This window comes from Nocardioides marmoraquaticus, assembly GCF_054777915.1.
This window is the reverse complement of record NZ_BAAHAA010000006.1, coordinates 152,599-172,628: the sequence shown is the minus strand read 5'-3', so window position 1 is coordinate 172,628 and position 20,030 is coordinate 152,599. Positions and strand designations below refer to the sequence as shown.

General features: G+C 74.0%; 18 protein-coding genes. 12 read left to right on the top strand and 6 right to left on the bottom strand.

Features of this window, described 5'->3' with window-relative positions; all coding sequences use genetic code 11:
* Window positions 1-60: 60 nt before the first annotated feature.
* The 8 genes from ACYU8I_RS06825 to ACYU8I_RS06790 all read left to right on the top strand — a co-directional run bounded on the left by ACYU8I_RS06825 (window position 61) and on the right by ACYU8I_RS06790 (window position 10,148).
* Window positions 61-2,130 carry a sensor histidine kinase gene (locus ACYU8I_RS06825; protein ID WP_460838811.1) on the top strand — a complete coding sequence of 690 codons (2,070 nt, stop codon included), beginning with the start codon at window positions 61-63 and terminating at the stop codon, window positions 2,128-2,130.
* Window positions 2,131-2,161: 31 nt separating this feature from the next.
* Complete coding sequence (locus ACYU8I_RS06820) at window positions 2,162-2,512, top strand: sterol carrier family protein (protein ID WP_460838808.1); 351 nt, start codon at window positions 2,162-2,164, stop codon at window positions 2,510-2,512.
* 27 nt (window positions 2,513-2,539) lie between these two features.
* Entirely contained in the window at window positions 2,540-3,886 is a 1,347-nt protein-coding gene (locus ACYU8I_RS06815; RefSeq protein WP_460838806.1) for a M20/M25/M40 family metallo-hydrolase, read from the top strand.
* Window positions 3,887-3,949: 63 nt separating this feature from the next.
* Window positions 3,950-6,040 (top strand): PAS domain-containing sensor histidine kinase, encoded by a 2,091-nt coding sequence (locus ACYU8I_RS06810; RefSeq protein WP_460838804.1) that lies wholly within the window; start codon window positions 3,950-3,952, stop codon window positions 6,038-6,040.
* A 9-nt stretch (window positions 6,041-6,049) separates the two neighbouring features.
* Window positions 6,050-6,841, top strand: coding sequence for an inositol monophosphatase family protein (locus tag ACYU8I_RS06805; protein WP_460838801.1), 792 nt, complete (start codon window positions 6,050-6,052; stop codon window positions 6,839-6,841).
* Window positions 6,842-7,164: 323 nt separating this feature from the next.
* Window positions 7,165-8,733 carry an amidophosphoribosyltransferase gene (gene purF, locus ACYU8I_RS06800; protein WP_460838800.1) on the top strand — a complete coding sequence of 523 codons (1,569 nt, stop codon included), beginning with the start codon at window positions 7,165-7,167 and terminating at the stop codon, window positions 8,731-8,733.
* The gene (gene purM, locus ACYU8I_RS06795; RefSeq protein WP_460838799.1) at window positions 8,730-9,782 is read left to right on the top strand and encodes a phosphoribosylformylglycinamidine cyclo-ligase; all 1,053 of its coding nucleotides are present in this window, start codon (window positions 8,730-8,732) and stop codon (window positions 9,780-9,782) included. Before purF ends, purM begins: the two co-directional genes overlap by 4 nt.
* A 129-nt stretch (window positions 9,783-9,911) precedes the next feature.
* Window positions 9,912-10,148, top strand: a complete 237-nt coding sequence (locus ACYU8I_RS06790) for a DUF3073 domain-containing protein (RefSeq protein WP_460838797.1) — start codon at window positions 9,912-9,914, stop codon at window positions 10,146-10,148.
* Between the two features lie 71 nt (window positions 10,149-10,219).
* On the opposite strand, the gene ACYU8I_RS06785 is transcribed toward ACYU8I_RS06790, so the two are convergent.
* On the bottom strand, window positions 10,220-11,359 hold the full coding sequence (locus tag ACYU8I_RS06785; protein WP_460838796.1) for a Glu/Leu/Phe/Val family dehydrogenase: 1,140 nt from the start codon (window positions 11,357-11,359) through the stop codon (window positions 10,220-10,222).
* A gap of 331 nt (window positions 11,360-11,690) precedes the next feature.
* Between ACYU8I_RS06785 and ACYU8I_RS06780 the strand changes: the two genes are divergently transcribed.
* Window positions 11,691-11,903, top strand: a complete 213-nt coding sequence (locus tag ACYU8I_RS06780; RefSeq protein WP_460838794.1) for a BldC family transcriptional regulator — start codon at window positions 11,691-11,693, stop codon at window positions 11,901-11,903.
* A 66-nt stretch (window positions 11,904-11,969) separates the two neighbouring features.
* Here ACYU8I_RS06780 and ACYU8I_RS06775 read toward each other — a convergent pair whose 3' ends face one another.
* Window positions 11,970-12,914, bottom strand: a complete 945-nt coding sequence (locus ACYU8I_RS06775) for a serine/threonine-protein kinase (RefSeq protein WP_460838792.1) — start codon at window positions 12,912-12,914, stop codon at window positions 11,970-11,972.
* A 50-nt stretch (window positions 12,915-12,964) separates the two neighbouring features.
* Here ACYU8I_RS06775 and ACYU8I_RS06770 point away from each other — a divergent pair, with 50 nt between their 5' ends.
* Window positions 12,965-13,510 carry an RNA polymerase sigma factor gene (locus ACYU8I_RS06770; RefSeq protein ID WP_460838790.1) on the top strand — a complete coding sequence of 182 codons (546 nt, stop codon included), beginning with the start codon at window positions 12,965-12,967 and terminating at the stop codon, window positions 13,508-13,510.
* Here ACYU8I_RS06770 and ACYU8I_RS06765 read toward each other — a convergent pair.
* Window positions 13,504-14,598: a hypothetical protein gene (locus ACYU8I_RS06765; protein ID WP_460838788.1), complete on the bottom strand. Its 1,095-nt coding sequence runs from the start codon at window positions 14,596-14,598 to the stop codon at window positions 13,504-13,506. The genes ACYU8I_RS06770 and ACYU8I_RS06765 overlap by 7 nt on opposite strands.
* A gap of 102 nt (window positions 14,599-14,700) precedes the next feature.
* Window positions 14,701-15,465: a DUF305 domain-containing protein gene (locus tag ACYU8I_RS06760; protein ID WP_460838787.1), complete on the bottom strand. Its 765-nt coding sequence runs from the start codon at window positions 15,463-15,465 to the stop codon at window positions 14,701-14,703.
* A gap of 210 nt (window positions 15,466-15,675) precedes the next feature.
* Here ACYU8I_RS06760 and ACYU8I_RS06755 point away from each other — a divergent pair, with 210 nt between their 5' ends.
* Complete coding sequence (locus ACYU8I_RS06755) at window positions 15,676-17,163, top strand: LVIVD repeat-containing protein (RefSeq protein ID WP_460838785.1); 1,488 nt, start codon at window positions 15,676-15,678, stop codon at window positions 17,161-17,163.
* Window positions 17,164-17,262: 99 nt separating this feature from the next.
* On the opposite strand, the gene ACYU8I_RS06750 is transcribed toward ACYU8I_RS06755, so the two are convergent.
* Window positions 17,263-18,267: a lipid kinase gene (locus ACYU8I_RS06750; RefSeq protein WP_460838783.1), complete on the bottom strand. Its 1,005-nt coding sequence runs from the start codon at window positions 18,265-18,267 to the stop codon at window positions 17,263-17,265.
* 92 nt (window positions 18,268-18,359) lie between these two features.
* A complete protein-coding gene (locus ACYU8I_RS06745; RefSeq protein WP_460838781.1) occupies window positions 18,360-19,286 on the bottom strand; it encodes a patatin-like phospholipase family protein in 927 nt (308 codons plus the stop codon).
* Window positions 19,287-19,490: 204 nt separating this feature from the next.
* Here ACYU8I_RS06745 and ACYU8I_RS06740 point away from each other — a divergent pair, with 204 nt between their 5' ends.
* Window positions 19,491-20,030 (top strand): DUF4190 domain-containing protein, encoded by a 540-nt coding sequence (locus tag ACYU8I_RS06740; protein WP_460838779.1) that lies wholly within the window; start codon window positions 19,491-19,493, stop codon window positions 20,028-20,030.

The following is a 20,030-nucleotide window of genomic DNA, read 5'->3' as shown; positions in this document are numbered from 1 at the left end:
CCTGCCCTTTCGCCCAAATCAGGACAAAAGCCGGGCATGATTGTCCCCGTGGAGGGAATCATGACGAGCCTGCTGCCGCGCGGCCGCGACGTGGGTGCGGTGCGGCCCGAGGGCCTGGGTGTCGTCGCGCTGCTCGCTGCCGTCTCGCTGGTGCTGACCCGGCTGAGCCCCGCTCTCCTCGAGGGGACCTCGATCGCGGTCGCCGCACTGGCCGGTCTCGCGCTGCTCGCCGTGCCCGGCCGGGCCTGGACCTGGCTGGGGGCGTTCCTGCTGACGTGGAGCGCGGGCGACACGCTGTGGATCCTCGTCGACACCGGGGCCCTCGACCTGCGACCGGTCGTGCCCGACCTCGTCTACCTGCTCGGCGTGCCGCTGGCGCTCCTCGGGCTGCTCGCCCTGCCGACCGGCCCGTGGGAACGAGGCGCCGGGCTGAGGGTCGGGCTGGACGCGCTCGTCCTCGCGGTGCCGGTGCTGGCCGTGCTCGACGTGGTCGTCCTGCACGGGGTGGAGGTCGACTCCCTCGGGGTCGCCTCGACGTTCCTGGTGGTGTGGCCCGCCGTCGACGTGCTGCTGTGCAGCCTCGCCTTCGTGCTGAGCCAACGTCGTCACGACCGCGTGCGCGTCGACCTGGCCCTCGTGACCCTCGCCCTGGCCGTGTGGACCGCCGGCGACGCGGCCCTGGCCTGGTGGACGCTGTCGGGCGGCAGCTACCTCGGGTCCGCCTACCAGGTCCCCTTCGTGGTCGCGCCCCTGCTCGTGGCCGCGGCCGGGGCCGCCGCGTGGCGCCGCCGCGAGAGCGGCACCCGGCTCGACGGGGTGGCCCGCAACGCGCCCTGCCGCGCGGTCGTGGTGCTGCCCGACGTCTCGGTGGTCAGCGCCGGGCTCGTCTGCATCGCGGCCGGGCCGGAGCGGTGGCACGAGTGGGCGCTCATCGTCACCGGCGCTCTGCTGGCGGCACTGCGCTACGGCGTCGTCGCCTTCGACGCCCAGGCCCTGCGCGAGACCCTCGAGCAGCGGGTCGACGAGCGGACCACCCGGCTGCAGGAGGCAGGTCAGCGGCTCGCCCTCGTCGTCGACTCGGTGGGTGACGCGATCGTGGGCCTCGACGCGCAGGGTCGGGTCACCCTCGTCAACCGTGTGGCCGTCGAGATGCTGCGGGCGCCGAGCGAGCAGCTCCTCGGCCGCCCGGTGTGCAAGGTGCTGTGCGCGACCGAGCACGACGACTGCCCGCTGCTGCTGCGGGCCAGCCTGTGCGACGCCCCCGAGCTCATCCGGAGCGTCGTACGCCGCTCCGACGGGTCGCTGGTGCCCGTGGAGGTCGCCGTGGCACCGGTGCCGGGCGGCACCGACAGCCTGGGCAGCGTCGTCACCGTGCACGACGTCAGCGAGCGCCTCGCCGTCGAGCAGGCCAAGCAGCAGTTCGTCACCTCGGTGAGCCACGAGCTGCGCACCCCGCTCGCCGCGATCCGCGGGGCGCTGGAGATGCTCGCCGACGGTGACGGTGGCGAGCTGCCTCCCGCGGCCGGCGGTCTCGTGGCGACCGCCGAGCGCGGCACCGGTCGGCTCGGCCGTCTCGTGGACGACCTGCTCGAGACCGAGCGCATCGCCAGCGGCACGTTCTCCGTCAAGCCCCGGCCCGTCGAGGTCGAGACGGTGGTGCGCGACGTGGTCGCCACCCTCGGCGACTGGGCCTCCACCACCGACGTGCTCCTGCGGACCGGGACGCTCGAGGGCACCGCCCTCGCCGACCCCCACCGGATCGAGCAGGCGCTGACCAACCTCGTCGCCAACGCCGTGAAGTTCAGCGACCCCGGCGGCGTCGTGCACCTGAGCGCCGTACGACGTGGCCCGGAGGTGCTCGTCCAGGTGCGCGACGCCGGCCGCGGCATCCCCGCCACCGACCTGCCCCACGTCTTCGACCGCTTCCACCAGGTCGCCGAGGGCGACGCCACGGAGCGCGGCGGGACCGGCCTCGGCCTGGCCATCACCCGGTCGATCGTGGAGCGCCACGGCGGCGAGATCTGGGTCGAGAGCGTGCTCGGCGCCGGCTCGACCTTCTCGTTCACCCTTCCCGCCCCGGTCGCCGACACCACTCCGACCCCCTCGCCGACCCACCCCGTCGCCGGCTGAGCCGATCGGTGCGCCGACTAGCGTGGCCGACGTGCCCGCCCGACTGAGGACCGCCGACCCCGACGACGTGCGGGCGGCGCTCCTGCGCGAGCCGTGGTCGCCCGACGACCTGCGGCTCCTGGTCAAGCACTTCCTGGCGGTGCTGTCGCACCGAGCACCGGGAGCGTCGGTCGAGGTGCGGGTGCCGCCGTACGCCGCCGCGCAGGTGGTGCCGGGCGTGCGGCACACGCGCGGCACGCCGCCGGCCGTGGTGGAGCTCGACGCGTCGGTCTGGGTGCGGCTGGCCACCGGCCGCACCACGTGGGCCGAGGAGGTCGACGCGGGTCGGGTGCGGGCCTCGGGGGAGCGCGCCGACCTGGCGCCGTACCTGCCCCTGACCTGACCCCGGCGGCGTCGTACGGTCGGGCGCATGGAGATCGAGGAGCTGCGCCGCCGCGTCGACGACGTCATGCCGGGGGTCCGGCGCGACCTGGAGGACCTCGTGCGGATCGAGTCGGTCAGCGCCGACCCGGCCCGGGCCGCCGAGGTGCAGCGCAGCGCCGAGGCGACCGCCGCGCTGCTCGAGGCCGAGGGCCTCGAGACCCGCGTCGTGACCGCCCACGACGACGGGGTCGCCCCGGCCGTCATCGCACGCCGGCCCGCGCCCGAGGGCCGGCCGACGGTGCTGCTCTACGCCCACCACGACGTGCAGCCGGAGAACGACCACGCCGAGTGGGACTCGCCGCCCTTCGAGCCCACCGAGCGCGACGGTCGGCTCTACGCCCGCGGCGCCGCCGACGACAAGGCCGGCATCGCCGCCCACCTCGCCGCGCTGCGCGCGCTCGGCGACGACCTCGACGTCGGCGTGACGGTCTTCGTCGAGGGCGAGGAGGAGGTCGGCAGCGACACGCTCCCGGCCCTGCTCCAGCGGTACGCCGACGACCTGCGCGCCGACGTCATCGTCATCGCCGACAGCGGCAACTGGGACATCGGCGTCCCGGCCCTCACCACCAGCCTGCGCGGCCTGGTGCGCGTCGACGTCACCGTCCGCACGCTCACCCACGCCGTGCACTCCGGCATGTGGGGCGGCGTCGCGCCCGACGCGATCATGGCCCTCGCCCGTCTGGTCGACAGCCTCTACGACGCCGACGGCGCGCTGGCCGTCGACGGCCTGCACGCCGGTCCCGCGGCCGACGTCGACTACCCCGAGGAGCGGCTGCGCGCCGAGTCCGGCCTCGCCGAGGGGGTGCAGCAGGTCGGCCAGGGCCCGGCGGTCGAGCGGCTGTGGACCCGCCCGGCGCTCACCGTCACCGGCATCGACGCCCCGCGTGTCGACGGCGCCAGCAACACCCTGAGCCCCGTCGCCCGCGCCAAGCTCTCGATGCGGATCGCCCCCGGTGACACCTGCGAGAGCGCGCTGGCCGCGCTCACCCGCCACCTCGAGGCCCACGTGCCGTGGGGCGCCCAGCTGGGCGTCGACGTGGTCGACACCGGCGAGGCCACGCAGATCGACGCGACCGGGCCGGCGTACGACGTCGCGCGCAGCGCCTTCGAGCGGGCCTGGGACGGCACGGCGCCCATCGACATGGGCGTCGGGGGCTCGATCCCCTTCATCGCGGAGTTCCTCGAGACCTTCCCCGAGGCGAGCGTGCTCGTCACCGGCGTCGAGGACCCCGACACCCGGGCCCACGGTGCCAACGAGGGCCTGCACCTCGCGGAGTTCGCCCGGGTGTGCCTCGCCGAGACGCTGCTGCTGCACGACCTCGCCGCGCTGTAGCCGTCTAGGGTGCTGCCAGCCCGCCACGACCGTGTGGGGGACTGCTCGGGGAGGTGGGCCGCCGTGCGAGCCGACGACCCCGTGGACGCGGGCGGTGAGGTGCCCCTCCCCGTCGTACGCCGCCCCGCCCGGCCGACCGCGCTCGTGAGCGCCGGCGTCGTGCTCACCGGGGTGATCGCGGTGCTGGTCGGCGACGGCGTCGTGGCGTCCGTCGTGGCGCAGCTCCTCGGCGCGGCCGCCTGTGTCCCGGCCGCGGTGCTGTGCACCCGGGCCGCCCGCGCCTCCGGCGGACGCACGTCGGCCGCGTGGCGCGCCCTGAGCGTGGCGGCCGGGCTCTGGGCGGCCGGCATCGTCGTCACGGTCGTGTCGGTCGTGCTCCCCGGCCGCGGCATCTGGGTGGCGATCTACCCCTTCCAGGGGCTGGCCATGGTGCTCATGCTCGCGGCGCTGCTGCTGCTGCCACGCCCGCCGTGGCGCGCCGGCGACGCGGTGCGCGCCTGGCTCGACGGGAGCGTCCTGGTGCTGTCGGTCGCGCTCGCCGGGGCGCTGACGGTGCTGCCCGACGTCGTCGCGGGCTCCGCGGGGGTCGAGCGCGTCTTCGCGATCGCCTACCCGACGGCGGCCCTGGCGATGCTCGGCCTCGCCTACGCCCTGGGTCGGCGCCACGTCTACCCGCCGCGCCCCGAGGCGGCCATGCTCTCGGCCGCCATCGGCGCCTGGCTGGTCGGCGCCTCGGGCTACGCGCTCGACCCCACGGCCCTGCTCGCGCCGCCGTGGGTCTCCTGGGCGGTGGCCGTCGGCACCGTGCTGCTCGCCCTGGCGGCCCGCCGAGCCGTCAGCGCCGACGACCCCGAGCTGGGCTCGCGCGTCGCGCGGGTGGTGCTCGCGGTGCCGGAGGTGGCCGTCGTGGTCGTGGCCGCCGTGGCGGTCGTCGTCGGCGTCGAGTCGCCGGCGGCGCGGGCCCTGCTGGCCGCCGTCGTCGCCGCGGTCGTCGTGCGGCACGTGGTGGCGGCGAGCGACTCGCGACGCTTCCACTGGCGGCTGCAGCGCGAGGTCGCCGACCGCACCGTCGAGCTGCGCGACTGGTCGCAGCGCTACGCGACGATCCTCGACACCGTCGGCGACGGCATCGTCAGCACCGACGCCCGTGGCCGGATCAGCTTCGCCAACGCCGCGGCCCTGCGCCTCCTCGGGGCCGGGCGCGACGACCTGGTGGGGCGTGACGCGTGCGAGGCGCTCTGCACCGTGCACAGCCCCGACTGCCCCTTCGCCGCGGCCCACCGGGGGGAGGTGCTCGACGGGGTCGCCACCGAGCTGCGCGTCCGCGGCGGCGCGGTGGTCCCGGTCGAGCTGAGCGCGGCCCCGCAGCCGCGCGGCGAGGGAGAGGGCGGGGGTGCCGTGCTCGCCTTCCGCGACGTCTCGGCGCGGGTCGCGGTCGAGCAGGTCAAGCGCCAGTTCGTGTCCTCGGTCAGCCACGAGCTGCGCACGCCGCTGAGCTCGGTGCGCGGCGTGCTCGAGATGATGGTCGACGGCGACGCGGGCGAGCTCACCCCGTCGGGCCACGACCTCGTCGCCAACGCCAGCCGCGGCGTCGAGCGGCTGAGCCGGCTCGTCGACGACATCATCGACGCCGAGAAGCTCGCCACCGGCCAGTTCCGGATGCAGCGCACCCGCACGTCGCTCGTGCGGGTGCTGCACGAGACCGTCACCCAGCTCGAGCCGCTCGCCGCGGGCGCGGAGGTCCGCATCGTGCTCGGCGAGGTCGGGTCGACCGAGGTCTGGGGCGACTCCGACCGCATCGAGCAGGCCCTGGTCAACCTCGTCGGCAACGCCGTGAAGTTCTCGCCGCCCGGCGGCACGGTCGAGGTGACGGTGCGGCACGACGGCGACCCCGAGGGGATGGTGACGATCACCGTCCGCGACCAGGGGCCGGGGCTGCCCGCCGACCAGCTCGAGCACGTCTTCGAACGCTTCCACCAGGTCACGGCCGGGACGGCGACCGACAAGGGCGGCACCGGCCTGGGCCTGACCATCACCCGCTCCATCGTGCAGCAGCACGGCGGTCGGACCTGGGTCGAGAGCGTCCTCGGCCAGGGCGCGGCCTTCTCGTTCACGCTGCCGGTCGCCGCGCCCGCCTCGTGCGACCCCCGATAGCCTGGCGGGGTGCCGCTGTCGACCGACGCCGTCCTCGCGCTCGTGCAAGACGTCGCGGCGCAGGTCGTCACGCCTCGCTTCCGCAGCCTCTCGCAGGAGCAGATCGGCGAGAAGGGCCCGGGTGACCTGGTCACCGTCGCCGACCGCGAGGCCGAGCAGCTGCTGACCCGCTCGCTGCTCGAGGCCTACCCCGACGCGGTGGTGCTCGGCGAGGAGGCTCATGCCGACGACGCCGACCTGCTCGATCGCTTCCTGGCCGCCGACCACGGCTTCACCGTCGACCCGGTCGACGGCACCAAGAACTTCGTCAACGGCTCGCCCGACCACGCCGTCATGGTCAGCGAGGTCCGCGACGGCACCACCACCCGCGGCTGGATCTGGCAGCCGGAGCACGAGCAGGCGTGGGTCGCCGAGCTCGGCGGGGGCGCCACCTGCAACGGCGAGGCCGTCGTACGACCGCCCGCCGGCGAGGTGCCGCAGGGCGCCACCTCGATCTGGTCGCGCCGCGGCCGCGAGCCCCACGGCCTCCCGCACCTGGTCGGGTCGTGGGTGTGCTGCGGCGTCGACTACCCCCACCTCGTCGCCGGCGACGTCGACTTCCTGCTCTACGGCCACGCCAACGCCTGGGACCACCTCCCCGGCGCGCTGATCCTCTCCGAGGCCGGCGGCGCGGTCGGCCACGCCGACGGCACGCCGTACTCCGCCCGCTCCGGCGGCCGCGGCATCGTCGCCGCCAGCGACCCCGACACCCTCGCCACCGCCGTCGACGCCTGCCGCGACCTCTGGCCGACGCGCCGCTGAGCCACGAAGTCTGACGCTGGGCGCGGCAAGCTTTCGTGGCTCAGCGGCAAAGTCACTGGTTGACCAGTGACTTTGCCGTCAACAGGCGGGTCCCCTCAGAAACACGAAGCTCTCCCGCGAAGCCGGGGGCACGGGGTCGGGGCGGTCACTGAGCCACGAAGTCTGACGCTGAGCGCGGCAAGCTTTCGTGGCTCAGCGTCAAAGTCACTGGTGAACCAGTGACTTGGCGACTTCCCCCGGCCTGCGGACATGGGGAAGCACCGGCGTCCGTGGGGCAGCGGGCTGAATAGGTCCCCGGGAGGCGGCTGCGTACACTCGACGCCGTGGCCAGCCCCCAGCGCCGTACCTCCGGTCGCCGTGGTGACGGACGACTGACCCACGAGCTCGACCCGCACGACCGCGGACCGCAGGACGCGTGCGGCGTGTTCGGGGTGTGGGCGCCGGGCGAGGACGTCGCCAAGCTCACCTACTTCGGCCTGTACGCCCTGCAGCACCGCGGCCAGGAGTCGGCCGGCATCTCGGTGAGCAACGGCAGCCAGATCCTGGTCTACAAGGACATGGGGCTGGTCTCGCAGGTCTTCGACGAGTCGACGCTCGAGGCGCTCAAGGGCTACGTCTCGGTGGGTCACTCGCGCTACTCCACGACCGGTGCCAGCACCTGGGACAACGCGCAGCCGACCTTCCGCTCGACGCCCGACGGCGCGATCGCGCTGGCCCACAACGGCAACCTCACCAACACCCGCGAGCTGCAGGAGATGGTGGCGGCGCTGCCGGTCGACGGCGAGCTCGACCTCGGCCGCAAGCTCCAGGTCAGCACCAACGACACCTCGCTGGTCACGGCCCTGCTGGCCCACCACCGCGACACCTCGCTCGAGGAGCGGGCGTTGGAGCTGCTGCCCCGCATCCGAGGCGCGTTCTCCTTCGTGTGGATGGACGAGCAGACGCTGTACGCCGCCCGCGACCCGCAGGGCATCCGCCCGCTGGTCGTCGGTCGCCTCGAGCGCGGGTGGGTCGTCGCGAGCGAGACCGCGGCGCTCGACATCGTCGGCGCCTCCTACGTCCGCGAGGTCGAGCCCGGCGAGCTGGTCGCCGTCGACTCCGACGGGCTGCGCACCCGCCGCTTCGCCGAGGCCGCGCCGAAGGGCTGCCTCTTCGAGTTCGTCTACCTCGCCCGCCCCGACACCCGCATCTCGGGCAAGCGGATGCACTCGGTGCGTGTCGAGATCGGTCGCCGGCTGGCGCGCGAGTTCCCCGCCGACGCCGACCTGGTGATGCCGGTGCCGGAGTCGGGCACGCCCGCGGCCATCGGCTACGCCGAGGAGAGCGGCATCCCCTACGGCACCGGTCTGGTCAAGAACTCCTACGTCGGGCGCACGTTCATCCAGCCCAGCCAGACCATCCGCCAGCTCGGCATCCGGCTCAAGCTCAACCCGCTGCGCGACGTCATCGAGGGCAAGCGCCTCGTGGTCGTCGACGACTCGATCGTGCGCGGCAACACCCAGCGCGCGCTCGTGCGCATGCTGCGCGAGGCCGGCGCCCGCGAGGTGCACGTCCGCATCTCCTCGCCGCCGGTGAAGTGGCCGTGCTTCTACGGCATCGACTTCCCGACGCGCGCCGAGCTCATCGCCAACGGCCTGTCGACCGAGGAGATCTGCGAGTCGGTCGGCGCCGACTCGCTGGCCTACATCAGCCTCGAGCAGCTCACCGAGGCCACCGACCTGCCGGCGGAGAACCTCTGCCGGGCCTGCTTCGACGGGCAGTACCCCATCGACCTGCCCGAGCCCGAGCACCTCGGCAAGCACCTGCTCGAGCTGGCCCCCACCCTCGACGTCGAGGGCGTCCCGGTGTCGGTGGGCAACGGCTCGGCCGCCGACTCCCTGGAGCGACCGTGAGCACCTACGAGCAGGCCGGCGTCTCGATCGAGGCCGGCGACCGCGCCGTCGAGCTGATGAAGGTCTGGGTCGAGAAGGCCCGCCGCCCCGAGATGGTCGGGGGCATCGGCGGCTTCGCCGGCCTCTTCGACGCCAGCGCCCTCAAGGCCTACGACCGCCCGCTGCTGGCCTCCTCGGCCGACGGCGTCGGCACCAAGGTCGCCATCGCCCAGGCGATGGACAAGCACGACACCATCGGCTTCGACCTCGTCGGCATGCTCGTCGACGACCTCGTGGTGTGCGGCGCCGAGCCGCTCTTCCTCACCGACTACATCGCGACCGGCCGGGTCGTGCCCGAGCGGGTCGCCGCCATCGTCAAGGGCATCGCCGAGGCGTGCGTCGCGGCAGGCTGCGCGCTGGTCGGCGGCGAGACCGCCGAGCACCCCGGCCTGCTCGAGCCCGACGAGTACGACGTCGCGGGCTCCACCACCGGCGTGGTCGAGGCCAGCCAGGTGCTCGGCCCCGGCCGGGTCCGCCCCGGTGACGCGGTCGTCGCGATGGCGTCGTCGGGCCTGCACTCCAACGGCTACTCCCTGGTGCGTCACGTCCTGCTCGAGCAGGCCTCGCGCCGCCTCGACGAGCACGTCGACGAGCTCGGCCGCACCCTCGGCGAGGAGCTGCTCGAACCCACCCGCATCTACGCCAAGGCCTGCCTCGACCTGGCCAAGGGCACCGAGGCGCGAGCGATGTCGCACGTCACGGGCGGCGGGTTGGCCGCCAACCTCGAGCGGGTGCTGCCCGTCGAGCTCGACGCCGTGCTCGAGCGCGGCTCGTGGGGCCTCCCGCCGGTCTTCGAGCTCGTCGCCCGCACCGGCGGTGTCGAGCGCGCCGACCTCGAGCGCACCCTCAACTGCGGCGTCGGCATGGTCGCCGTCGTCGCGCCCGACGACGCCGACCGCGCGGTGGCCCTGCTGGGCGGCCACGGCGTCGACGCCTGGGTCGCCGGCACGGTGGTGCCGGCCCGCGACGGCGGTGGGGGCCGGGTCGAGCTGGTCGGCGAGCACGCCTGAGCAGTCGGCCGGGAGCAGACCCGGGAGCCGACCGGGGGTCCGACCGGGGAGCCGACCCGGCTGCTGACCATCCTGCGAGGCGACGTGCGTGATCAACCACCGGCCGGTTAGGGTTGTGCCCACGACATCATGGAATCTGACCGGCTGCCGCTGAGCGCCGGCCTGACGTGCGAGGGGGTCGACCCAATGGGGCGCGGCCGAGCAAAGGCGAAGCAGACCAAGGTCGCACGCGACCTGAAGTACCGCACTCACGAGACGGACTTGGGCGCGTTGGCGCGCGAGCTCCACGGCGGCGAGGCCGACGACGAGCGCGACGACGAGGTCGACGACAAGTGGTCCGACTACGCCGGACCGTCGCGCGACTGACCCGCTGACCCCGAGCCCGGACCTCGTCCGGACCCGGGGACCAGCACGGCCCGCGGCAGCCCGCTGACGGCTCAGGCCGGCAGCCAGATGCCCTCCCGGTCCCCGGGGACGCGCATGCGCTCCTCGGCGATCCGGTCGGCGGCCACGGCGGGCGGCAGGTCGTGCGCCGAGGCCAGCGCGAGCACCTCGCGGGTGGTCTCGTGGATCGTCGCTGCCCGGGCGCGGGCGCGCTCGGGGTCGAAGCCCTCGCGCTCGTCGGCGACCTGCACCAGGCCGCCGGCGTTGACGACGTAGTCGGGCGCGTAGATCACGCCGCGGCGGTGGAGCGTGAGCTCCACGCCGGGGTGCGCGAGCTGGTTGTTGGCCGCGCCGCACACCACCTGGGCGTGCAGCGCGTCGACGACCTCGTCGTCGAGCGCGCCCCCGAGCGCGCACGGGGCATAGACCTCGAGCGGCTCGCGCACCAGCGCCGCGGTGTCGGCCACGGCCCGCACGCCCGGCCGGGCGTCGGCGTACGACGAGAGCAGCGCCCGCACCGCGGCGTCGTCGGTGACGACCACGTGGGCGCCGTCGTCGACGAGGTGGCGCACGAGGTGTCGACCGACCTTGCCGACGCCGGCGACGCCGACGGTGCGGCCGGCCAGCGTGGGGACGCCCCAGGCGGCCTCGGCCGCGGCGCGCATGCCCTCGAAGACGCCGTACGCCGTCAGCACCGAGCTGTCGCCGGCCCCGCCGCGTTCGACGCTGCGGCCGGTCACGAACCGGCAGGTCTCGGCCACGACGTCCATGTCGGGGGAGGAGGTGCCGACGTCGCAGGCGGTCCAGTAGCGCCCGCCCAGCGACTGCACGAAGCGGCCGTAGGCACGCAGCAGCTCCGGGGTCTTGGTCGTCCGCGGGTCGCCGAGGATCACCGCCTTGCCGCCGCCGAGGGGCAGGCCCGCCATCGCGGCCTTGTAGGACATGCCGCGGGCGAGGTCGAGGGCGTCGGCGTACGCCGCCTCCTGGCTCGCGTAGGCGTGGAAGCGGGTGCCGCCCAGTGCCGGGCCCCGGGCGGTGGAGTGGATGGCCACGACCGCGCGCAGCCCGGTGGCGGCGTCGTCGCACAGGACTACCTGCTCGTGGCCCTGGAAGCGGTCGAACGGGCCCCGCGGCTCCGCGGGCGGGGCCGGCGTCGCGGGGGTGGGGCGTGCGGTGGTGCTCGTGGTCGTCACGGTGATGACCTCTCGGCAGTGGTGTCAGGGGTGGTGACCCCGGGGACGCGCCGGCGCCGCAGGTCGTGCGGCGCCGGCAAGCCCACCGTCCCACGTCCACGCCCTGTCCGGCAGGGGCCACGACGTGGCAGCATTTGTCGGGTATGCACGACTCAGCCCGAATGCACGGAATCGGCGGGTCGGCAAGGGTGGACCCCGACCGGTCTAGTCAGGATGTGGGTGGAAAACGCCGTTTTCGGGAAACCGGACATTTCAGGTTTCGGGGCTGACGGGCCGGTGGCAGACTCCGAGGCAGAGCAAAGAGCTCGCATCTGATCCAAGGGGGCACGCCGTGGTTACGCGTCCGACCGAGTCCGAATCCCTCCTCACGCCTGCTGAGGTGGCCGCCATGTTCCGCGTCGACCCGAAGACGGTCACGCGCTGGGCGAAGGCGGGCAAGCTGTCCGCCATCCGCACGTTGGGCGGCCACCGCCGCTACCGCGAGTCCGAGGTCAAGGAGCTGCTGGGCGACGTGATCCCGACCCAGCGCGCCGCGCAGGACTGAGCACCACCAGCTCGACGCCGTCCCCCCGCGTGCCCAGCGGGGGCACGGCGAGCAGGACCCGCGGGGTCACCCGCGCAGCACGACCGTGGCGCCGTACGCCGCCGCGAAGCAGACCGCCGCGACCAGTGCGGCGAGCAGCACCAGCCGCACCACCGACGCCGCGGCCGACCCGTGGTCCCGGGCCGACTCCCCGGCCGGCTCCGCAGCTGGAGCCAGCGGGTCGAGCGCCGTCACGAAGCCCGCGACGTCGGGCCACCGGTCGTCCGGCTCGCGCGCCAACGCGCGCAGCAGCGGGGCGTCGAGCCAGGCGGGCACGTCGGCCACCCTCGAGGGCGGGGGCACCTCCTCGCCGTCCACGAGCCCGGCGAAGCCCTCCTGACGTGGCAGCCGACCCGTCACGAGCACGTACGCCACCGCGCCCAGCGCGTGCACGTCGGCCCGCACGTCGAGGCCGCGTCCGAGCGCCTGCTCGGGAGCGATGTAGCCGGGCGTGCCGACCACCTGCGTCAGCCCGCTCGCGTGCGCCAGCGCCTTCGCGACACCGAGGTCGGCGACCAGCAACTCGGTGGTGCCGTCGGGGCGCGAGCGCAGCAGCAGGTTCTGCGGCTTGATGTCGCGGTGCACGATGCCGTGGTCGTGCAGCACGGCCAGCCCGAGCGCCGCCTGGCGCACCAGGTCGAGCGCGGCGTCGAGCGGCACCGGCCCGGCCTCGAGGAGGTCGGCGACCGTGCCGCGGTCGGCGTACGTCATCACGAAGTAGGGGATCCCGGCCTCGGTCTCGCCCTGGTCGTGCACCCGGACGACGTGGTCGGCGTCGGCCCGGCGCAGCATGCGGGCCTCGGTGGCGAAGCGCTCGCGCACGTCGAGGCGCTGCGCCCAGTTGTCGGCGAGAGCCTTCACGGCGACGTCGGAGTCGAGCTCCTCGTCGCGGTAGCGCCACACGGTGGCGAACCCGCCGGCGCCGATCCGCTCGACCAGCCGCAGCCGACCGAGGCGGGGAGGCAGGGACACGGGGTCATCCTGCACCAGGTCGGCGGCGACGATCTGGTGCACTGAGCGGCGTGGAGGAGTCACTCGACGACCTGGCCCTCGCGGCCGCGGCGGGCGACCGCGACGCCCTCGAGCGGCTGCTCGCCGCGATCGAGCCGCGGGTGCGCCGGATGGTGGGACGGATGCTGCCGCACCCGCAGGACGCCGAGGAGGCGACCCAGGACGCCCTGCTGTCGGTCGCCCGGGCCATCGATCGCTTCGAGGGCCGCAGCCGCTTCACCACCTGGCTGCACGTGGTCGCGGGCAACAGCGCCCGCGGCACCTACCGCACGCTGAAGCGACGCGCGCGCGAGCAGCCCGTGGCCGAGCTGCCGCCGGCCGCCGACCCCCGCACCACCAGCGTCATCGCCGGCAGCCGGCTCGACCTGCTGGAGGCGCTGGAGGTGCTGGCCGCGAGCCGGCCCGAGCTGGTCGAGCCGCTGGTGATGCGCGACGTCGGCGACCTCGACTACGCCGAGATCGCCGCTCAGCTGAGCCTGCCGCTGGGCACGGTGAAGTCGCGCATCCACCACGCGCGCACCATCGTCCGCCCGATGCTCCGCCCGCCCGCTCAGTAGGGGTCACCGACCACGATCGCGCCGCGCTCGGTCGCGGCCACCACCTCGCAGTCAGCACCCGAGCGGTCACAGGCACGCAGCACCGACCCGGTGCCGGCGTCGAGCTCGCCGTCGGTGCGGCTGAGCACGAGCAGGGTGTCGTCGTCGAGCCACTGGGCCCCCGTCGTCCACTCGGGTGCGTCGAGCACGGCGAGGTCCTCGCGTGGCCCGGCCGTCGAGGAGAAGGTGCCGAAGGCGGCGGGGCCGAAGCCGTCGGTCCGCTCCGGGATGGCCAGTACCAGGCTCGCGTCCGGGCTGAAGACCGCGGCCTGGCGGTCCGGGCGCCAGTCGCAGGTCTGTGCCGACGGCACCGTGCCGTCGGGCCCCGCCGGGACGCCCGGCGCCGTGGCCACGAGCAGGCACCCGTTCGGGAGGTCGGTGACGGTGAAGCCCTCGGCGGTGACCGCGCCCGCGACCAGGTCGCCGTCGGCGGACGCCGACAGCTCGGCCGGCAGCACCACGGGGGTACGCCGCGGCTCCGCGCCCGGGCGCCAGACCCAGGTGCGACCCGGGTCCGGGTCGGCGGCCTCGGTCGCGAGCACGCGGGAGCCCTGCCACCCGACGCCGGCCACCTCGGGCGCGCTCTCGGCGCGCCCGAGCAGCCGGGTGGCCAGGCCCGGGGCGACCGACCAGGCGGAGAGCACACCGTCGGCGGCGTACACCCCGGCCACCTTCGTGCGGGTGCGGTCGAGGTCCCAGTCGTCGCGCACCTCGGTGACGTCGATCATGGCGCCGTCCTCGTCGACCCGCCACAGCAGCGACGTGTTCTCGCCCGTGCGGTCGGCCACGAGCCACCCCGAGGCCAGCCGGACGAGCCGGACCGGGTCCCGCAGCCGCTGCTGCAGCCGCACCTCGCGGTCGCCGTCGTGCAGCGTGCGGCCGTCGAGGTAGAGCAATGACGCGGAGGCACCGGTCCCGGATGTCGGACCGGCGGCCGCCCCTCCCGTGCTCCCGTCGTCGCTCCCCCCGCGGGCGACGGCGGTCAACGAGCCCGAGCCCAGCCCGACGGCGGCCGCGATGATCAACGTGGCGACGGTGCTGCGGTGCATGGGCGCTCCCGGGGTTCGTGACGAACGAGCGGCGGCCGCCGCTCCACCAGGTGTGATGCCGCGGAGCCGCCCGTAGTTCTGCGCCAGGTCCTGCCGGGCCGCTCAGAGGTCGGCGAGGAGCTCCTGCATGCGAGCGACCTCGGTGGACTGGTCGCTGGTCAGCCCGTCGCGGTGCTCGCCGACGATCACGTCGAGACCACCGCCGGCCGTCTCCGACGCCATGACGAGCGCGCCCTCGTGGTGGCGGATCATGGAGGTGAGGAACAGCCGGTCGAAGGCCGCGCCTCGGGTCTCGGCGAGCTGCTGCATCTGCTCGTCGGTGAGCATGCCGTCCATCGTGTGCCCGCCGTGCCCCGCGTGCGCGTCGTCGGCCCGGGGCACGTCGAGGTCGCGCTCGTCGAGCCACGCGGCCATCATCTGGATCTCCGGTGCCTGCGAGGCCGTGATCCGCTCGGCCAGTCGCACGACGCGGGGGTCGTCCGCCCGGTCGGGCACGAGCTCGGTCATCTCGAGGGCCTGCGCGTGGTGGGGGATCATCATCGACATGTAGGTGGCGTCGTCCTGCGACCACTCGTTGCGCGGCGCCACGGTGTCGGACGGCACCTCGCGGGCAGCCTCGCCCGGCTCGCCGCCCTGCACCACCTGGGGGCCGCCGCCGCCCGCCGACTGCTGCTCCCGGTCCTGCTCCCGGGCCTGCTCCTGGCCCTGCTCCTGGGCGGCGCCCGGCTGCTCCGCAGGGTCGTCGTCGGCTCCGCAGCCGACGACGCCCAGGCCGACGACGCCGGCGACGGCGAGCACCGCCAGCCGCGAGCGGAGGCGTCGTACGGACAGGGTCGGGTGGTGCGGCGCGGGCCCCGAGATGGCCACGGCGAGCTCCTCTGGTCGGGTCACGGTCAGGTCACGGAATGCGAACGATGTGCACCGGTGTGCCGGGATCGCCCTTTACACCCCGTCGGGCGACACGGTACGACGTTCGTGGCACCAGGTGTAGACCATGCAGCTGGGCCACATCGATCGAAAGGTCTCGGGATGCACATCAGACTCAGGCGACCCCGCACACGGCGTGCCAGCCTGCTCGTGGCGAGCGTCGCGCTGCTCGGGCTGACCGCCGGCACCGCGCCGGTGCTCGCCAGCACCTCGACGGAGGAGTCCCGCGAGAGCGCCCCCGTCTGCACGGAGAAGGAGCGCAAGAAGCTCGCCAAGGCCGGCGACAACTTCCTGCGGGCCTGCCGGCCGGGCGAGGACTTCGCCCAGATGGACGACCGTCGGGCGAGCGCCGACAAGGGCGAGATCACCAAGAGCCGCAACATGTCGCTCGTGGCCAACGTGCCCAAGCAGGGCGCGTTCAGCTCCTTCGACTCCTACAACTCCGACCTGGCGTTCAAGGGCAACTACGTCTTCGCCGGCAACTACAACGGGTTCACCGTCTACGACATCAAGAACCCCAAGAAGCCCAAGCCGATCACGCAGTACCTGTGCCCCGGTGGCCAGGGCGACCCGGCCGTCTACGGCGACATCCTCGTCTTCGCGGTCGACTCGAGCCGCAGCAGCAGCTCGTGCCAGAACACCCCGCAGTCGGCCGAGGTCAAGTCGTCGTGGGAGGGCCTGCGCGTCTTCGACATCAGCAACCCGCGCAACCCGCAGTACGTCGCGGCCGTCGAGACCAAGTGCGGCTCGCACACCCAGACGCTCGCCCCGAGCCGCAACGGCCAGGAGCTGTTCGTCTACGTCAGCTCCTACGGACCGCAGGCCGCCTTCCCCGACTGCGCGCCGCCGCACGACCGGATCAGCGTCGTCAAGATCAACGTCAAGAACCCCCGTGACGCCAAGGTCGTCAACGAGCCGGTGCTCTTCGCCGACGGCGGCAACCCAGGCAACGGCTACACCTCGGCGACCAGCGGCTGCCACGACATCACCGCCTACCCGGAGAAGAACATCGCGGCCGGCGCCTGCATGGGTGACGGCATCCTGATGGACATCACCGACCGCGTGAACCCGACGGTCATCGAGCGGGTGCGTGACGACGAGAACTTCGCGTTCTGGCACTCGGCGACCTTCAACAACAGGGGCACCAAGGTGATCTTCACCGACGAGCTCGGCGGCGGCGGCGCCGCGACCTGCAACCCGACGGTCGGCAGCAAGAAGGGTGCCAACGCGATCTACAGCGTCGACAACCTCAACGAGCTCAGCTTCAAGAGCTACTACAAGCTGCCGCGAGTGCAGTCCAACACCGAGAACTGCGTGGCCCACAACGGCTCGCTGATCCCGGTCAAGGGCAAGGACGTCATGGTCCAGGCGTGGTACCAGGGCGGCATCTCGGTGTTCGACTTCACCGACGCCACCAAGCCGAAGGAGCTCGGCTTCTTCGACCGCGGCCCGCTGTCGGAGGAGACGCTGCAGCTCGGCGGCTCCTGGTCGGCGTACTACTACAACGGCTACATCTACTCCAACGACATCCAGAAGGGGCTCGACGTCCTGAAGCTCAAGGACAAGCGCACCGACTCGGCCACCAAGGTGAAGATGAAGACGTTCAACCCGCAGACCCAGCCCTCCTACCGCGGCTGAGCCAGCACCCTCGTCGCGGCCCCGTCACCCTCCCGGGTGGCGGGGCCGTGGCGTGTCGTCTGCTCCCTGAGGAGGTTGCGCAGCAACCGTCTCGAAGGGTCAGGCGACGTCGCGCTGCGGGAGCCCGCCGGTGCGACCGTCGTGGGCGGCGGCGGTGCTCTCCTGCGGCACGACCACCTGCAGCGCGTTGCGCTCGACGCGGAAGTCGACGGGCGTGGTCAGCGCGACCTCGCCGTCGAGGTTGACCGGGAGCCGCGGCTCGGTGTGCACCCGCACCCGGCGGGTCAGCAGGTGGTGCACGCGGTCGTGCTCGACGAAGCGGCCGTCGCGCAGGAACCGCGCGATCGACACGTGCTCGCGGAAGCGGCCCCGCACGATCGCGTAGACGTCGAGCGTGTGGTCGTCGACCGAGGCCGTCGGCGAGACGGTGTTGCCGCCGCCGTAGTGCACGCCGTTGCCGACCGCGACCTGCAGCAGGTCGTCGAGCTCGAGGGCCGGGTGGTCGCCGTCGGGGAACTCCAGCCGGGCCGAGAACGGCTCGTGGTGCCGGTACGCCGCCAGCGTCGCGACGGGGTAGGCGAGCGGGCCGAGACGCCGCTTGAGCCGCGGGCTGAGCTTCTCGGTGACCCCGACCGAGAGGCCCAGCGAGGCGACGTTGAGGAACGGCAGGCACCGCGAGGCCGTGTCGGGCCCGAAGCCGCGCGCCATCCCGAGGTCGACGTCGACCACCTTGCCCGTGCGCAGCGCGCGGGTGGCCAGCTCCAGGGAGTCAGGCACCTGCAGCGTGCGTGCGAAGTCGTTGGCGGTGCCGAGCGGGAGCACCCCGAGGGTGGTGCGCGTGCCGGCCACGCGACCGGCCGCCGCTCCGACCGAGCCGTCGCCGCCGCCCACCACGAGCAGGTCGGGCTGCTCGGCGACCGCTGCGTCCAGCGCGGCCTCGAGGCCGGCGCCGGTGGGCACGGCGGTGAGCTCGACGTCGTGCAGGCCGAGGGCGGCGAGGTGGCGGCGTACCTGCTCGACGGCCTGGATGCCCCGGCGCGACGCGGCGTTCAGGACGACGTGCACACGGCCGGACTGCTGCAGGGTGGTCAGGTCGAGGGGCATGACACCGACCGTACGGAGCGGTCGTGAGCGGTCCGTGTGAGCCGCCTGACCGCAGCCTGAGAGTGCTTGCCCAGGTCCGTGGTGCGTGAGGCTCAGGCGACCCTGGGCTGGCGCAGGCGGAGCACGCGGCGCGGGCCGGTCTGCTCCTCGCGCCGGCGGGCCAGCACCTCGACGGCGGCGTCGTGGACGGCGTCGAGGGCGCGCTCGGCGGCCGCGCGACCGTCGTTCATGTGGGTCAGCGTCATCGAGAAGTCGGTCATCCGGACCTCGCGGTCGGGGCTGGTGATGCGCACGACCTCGACGCCCGCGCCGAGGTCCGGGGTGCGACCGGCGCGCATCGCGACGCCCAGGCTCGCGACCAGCACGTCGACCGGCGTACGTCCCTTGGGCGGGCGCAGGGCGGGCAGGCTGGCGTCGAGCACCCACACCCGGGTCGGGGCCAGGTCGGCCGCGCCGGCCAGCGGCACGTTGTCGCCGACGCCGCCGTCGACGTGGAGCGTGGTGGTGCCGTCGGGTCCGGGCAGCTCGACGGGGGCGAAGACCGCGGGCACCGCGGCCGAGGCCACGAGCAGGTCGGCGAGGTCGCCGCTGCGGTGGTAGACGGCCGTCTCGCCGACCAGCGGCGTGGTCACCACGCGGGTCGGGACGGGCAGGTCCTCGAGCCGGTCGACGGGCTTCCAGTCGTCGATGAGGCGCCGCAGCGAGGCCGAGGAGAACAGGTAGGGCCGCTGGCGCACCAGGTGGTGGACCCGGGTCAGCGTGCCGCCCGGGAAGATGTCGCGGGTGCGCAGCGCCAGCCACTTGCCGCGCAGCTCGCGCACCCGGGCGCGGTCGGGCCGCCAGCCCAGGAAGGTGGCGTTGAGGGCGCCGACCGAGGTGCCGACGAGGGCCTGCGGCACGACGCCGGCGTCGAGGAGCGCCTCGAGCATCCCGACCTGGACCGCGCCGCGCGCGGCCCCGCCGGAGAGCACGAAGACGTCGCGGTGCGGTGCTCCCGAGAAGGTGTGCTGCAGGTCCATGACGCCTCCACGCGCTAGTCCTGGTCTCCCTCCGTGGTTCCCATGGTGGCCCGGTGCATGTCCGTTTTGCAGGGGAATGGGGAAGGCCGGGTGAACAGTGCCGCTCGAGCCCGTCGTCACTGCGCACGTCGGTGCACGACGACCCCTGCGGTCCGATGAGGCGCGCAGGGCGCTGCGCGGGCGACAGGTGGGTACACCGCGCGCATGAGCAACCAGCCTCCCGAGCAGCCCCAGCAGCCGTACGGCGCCCAGCCCTACGGCCAGCAGCCGCCCCCGCCGGAGCAGCAGGGCCACCCCCAGGGCCACCCCCAGCAGGGCTACGGCCAGCCGCCGTACGGCCAGCAGGGCTACGGCCAGCAGGGGTACGGCCAGCCGCAGCAGCAGGGCGGGAAGGGCCTCGCCATCGGCGCCCTGGTCACCGGCGTGCTCGCGCTGCTGCTGTGCTGGACCGTCTTCGGCGGCATCCTGCTCGGCATCGTCGCGCTGGTGCTCGGCATCATCGGCGCGAGCAGGGCCAAGAAGGGCCGTGCGAGCGGCCGTGGGCTGGCCATCACCGGTGCCGTGATCGGCTTGGTCGGGCTGCTCATCTCGGTGGCCTTCATCGCCATCGGCGCGGCCTTCCTCAACAGCGACGAGGCGCAGGAGTACCAGGACTGCCTCAGCAGCGCCGGGTCCGACCAGCAGGCCGTCGAGCAGTGCAACCGTCAGTTCGAGGACCAGGTCAACGAGCGCTTCGGCGGCTGA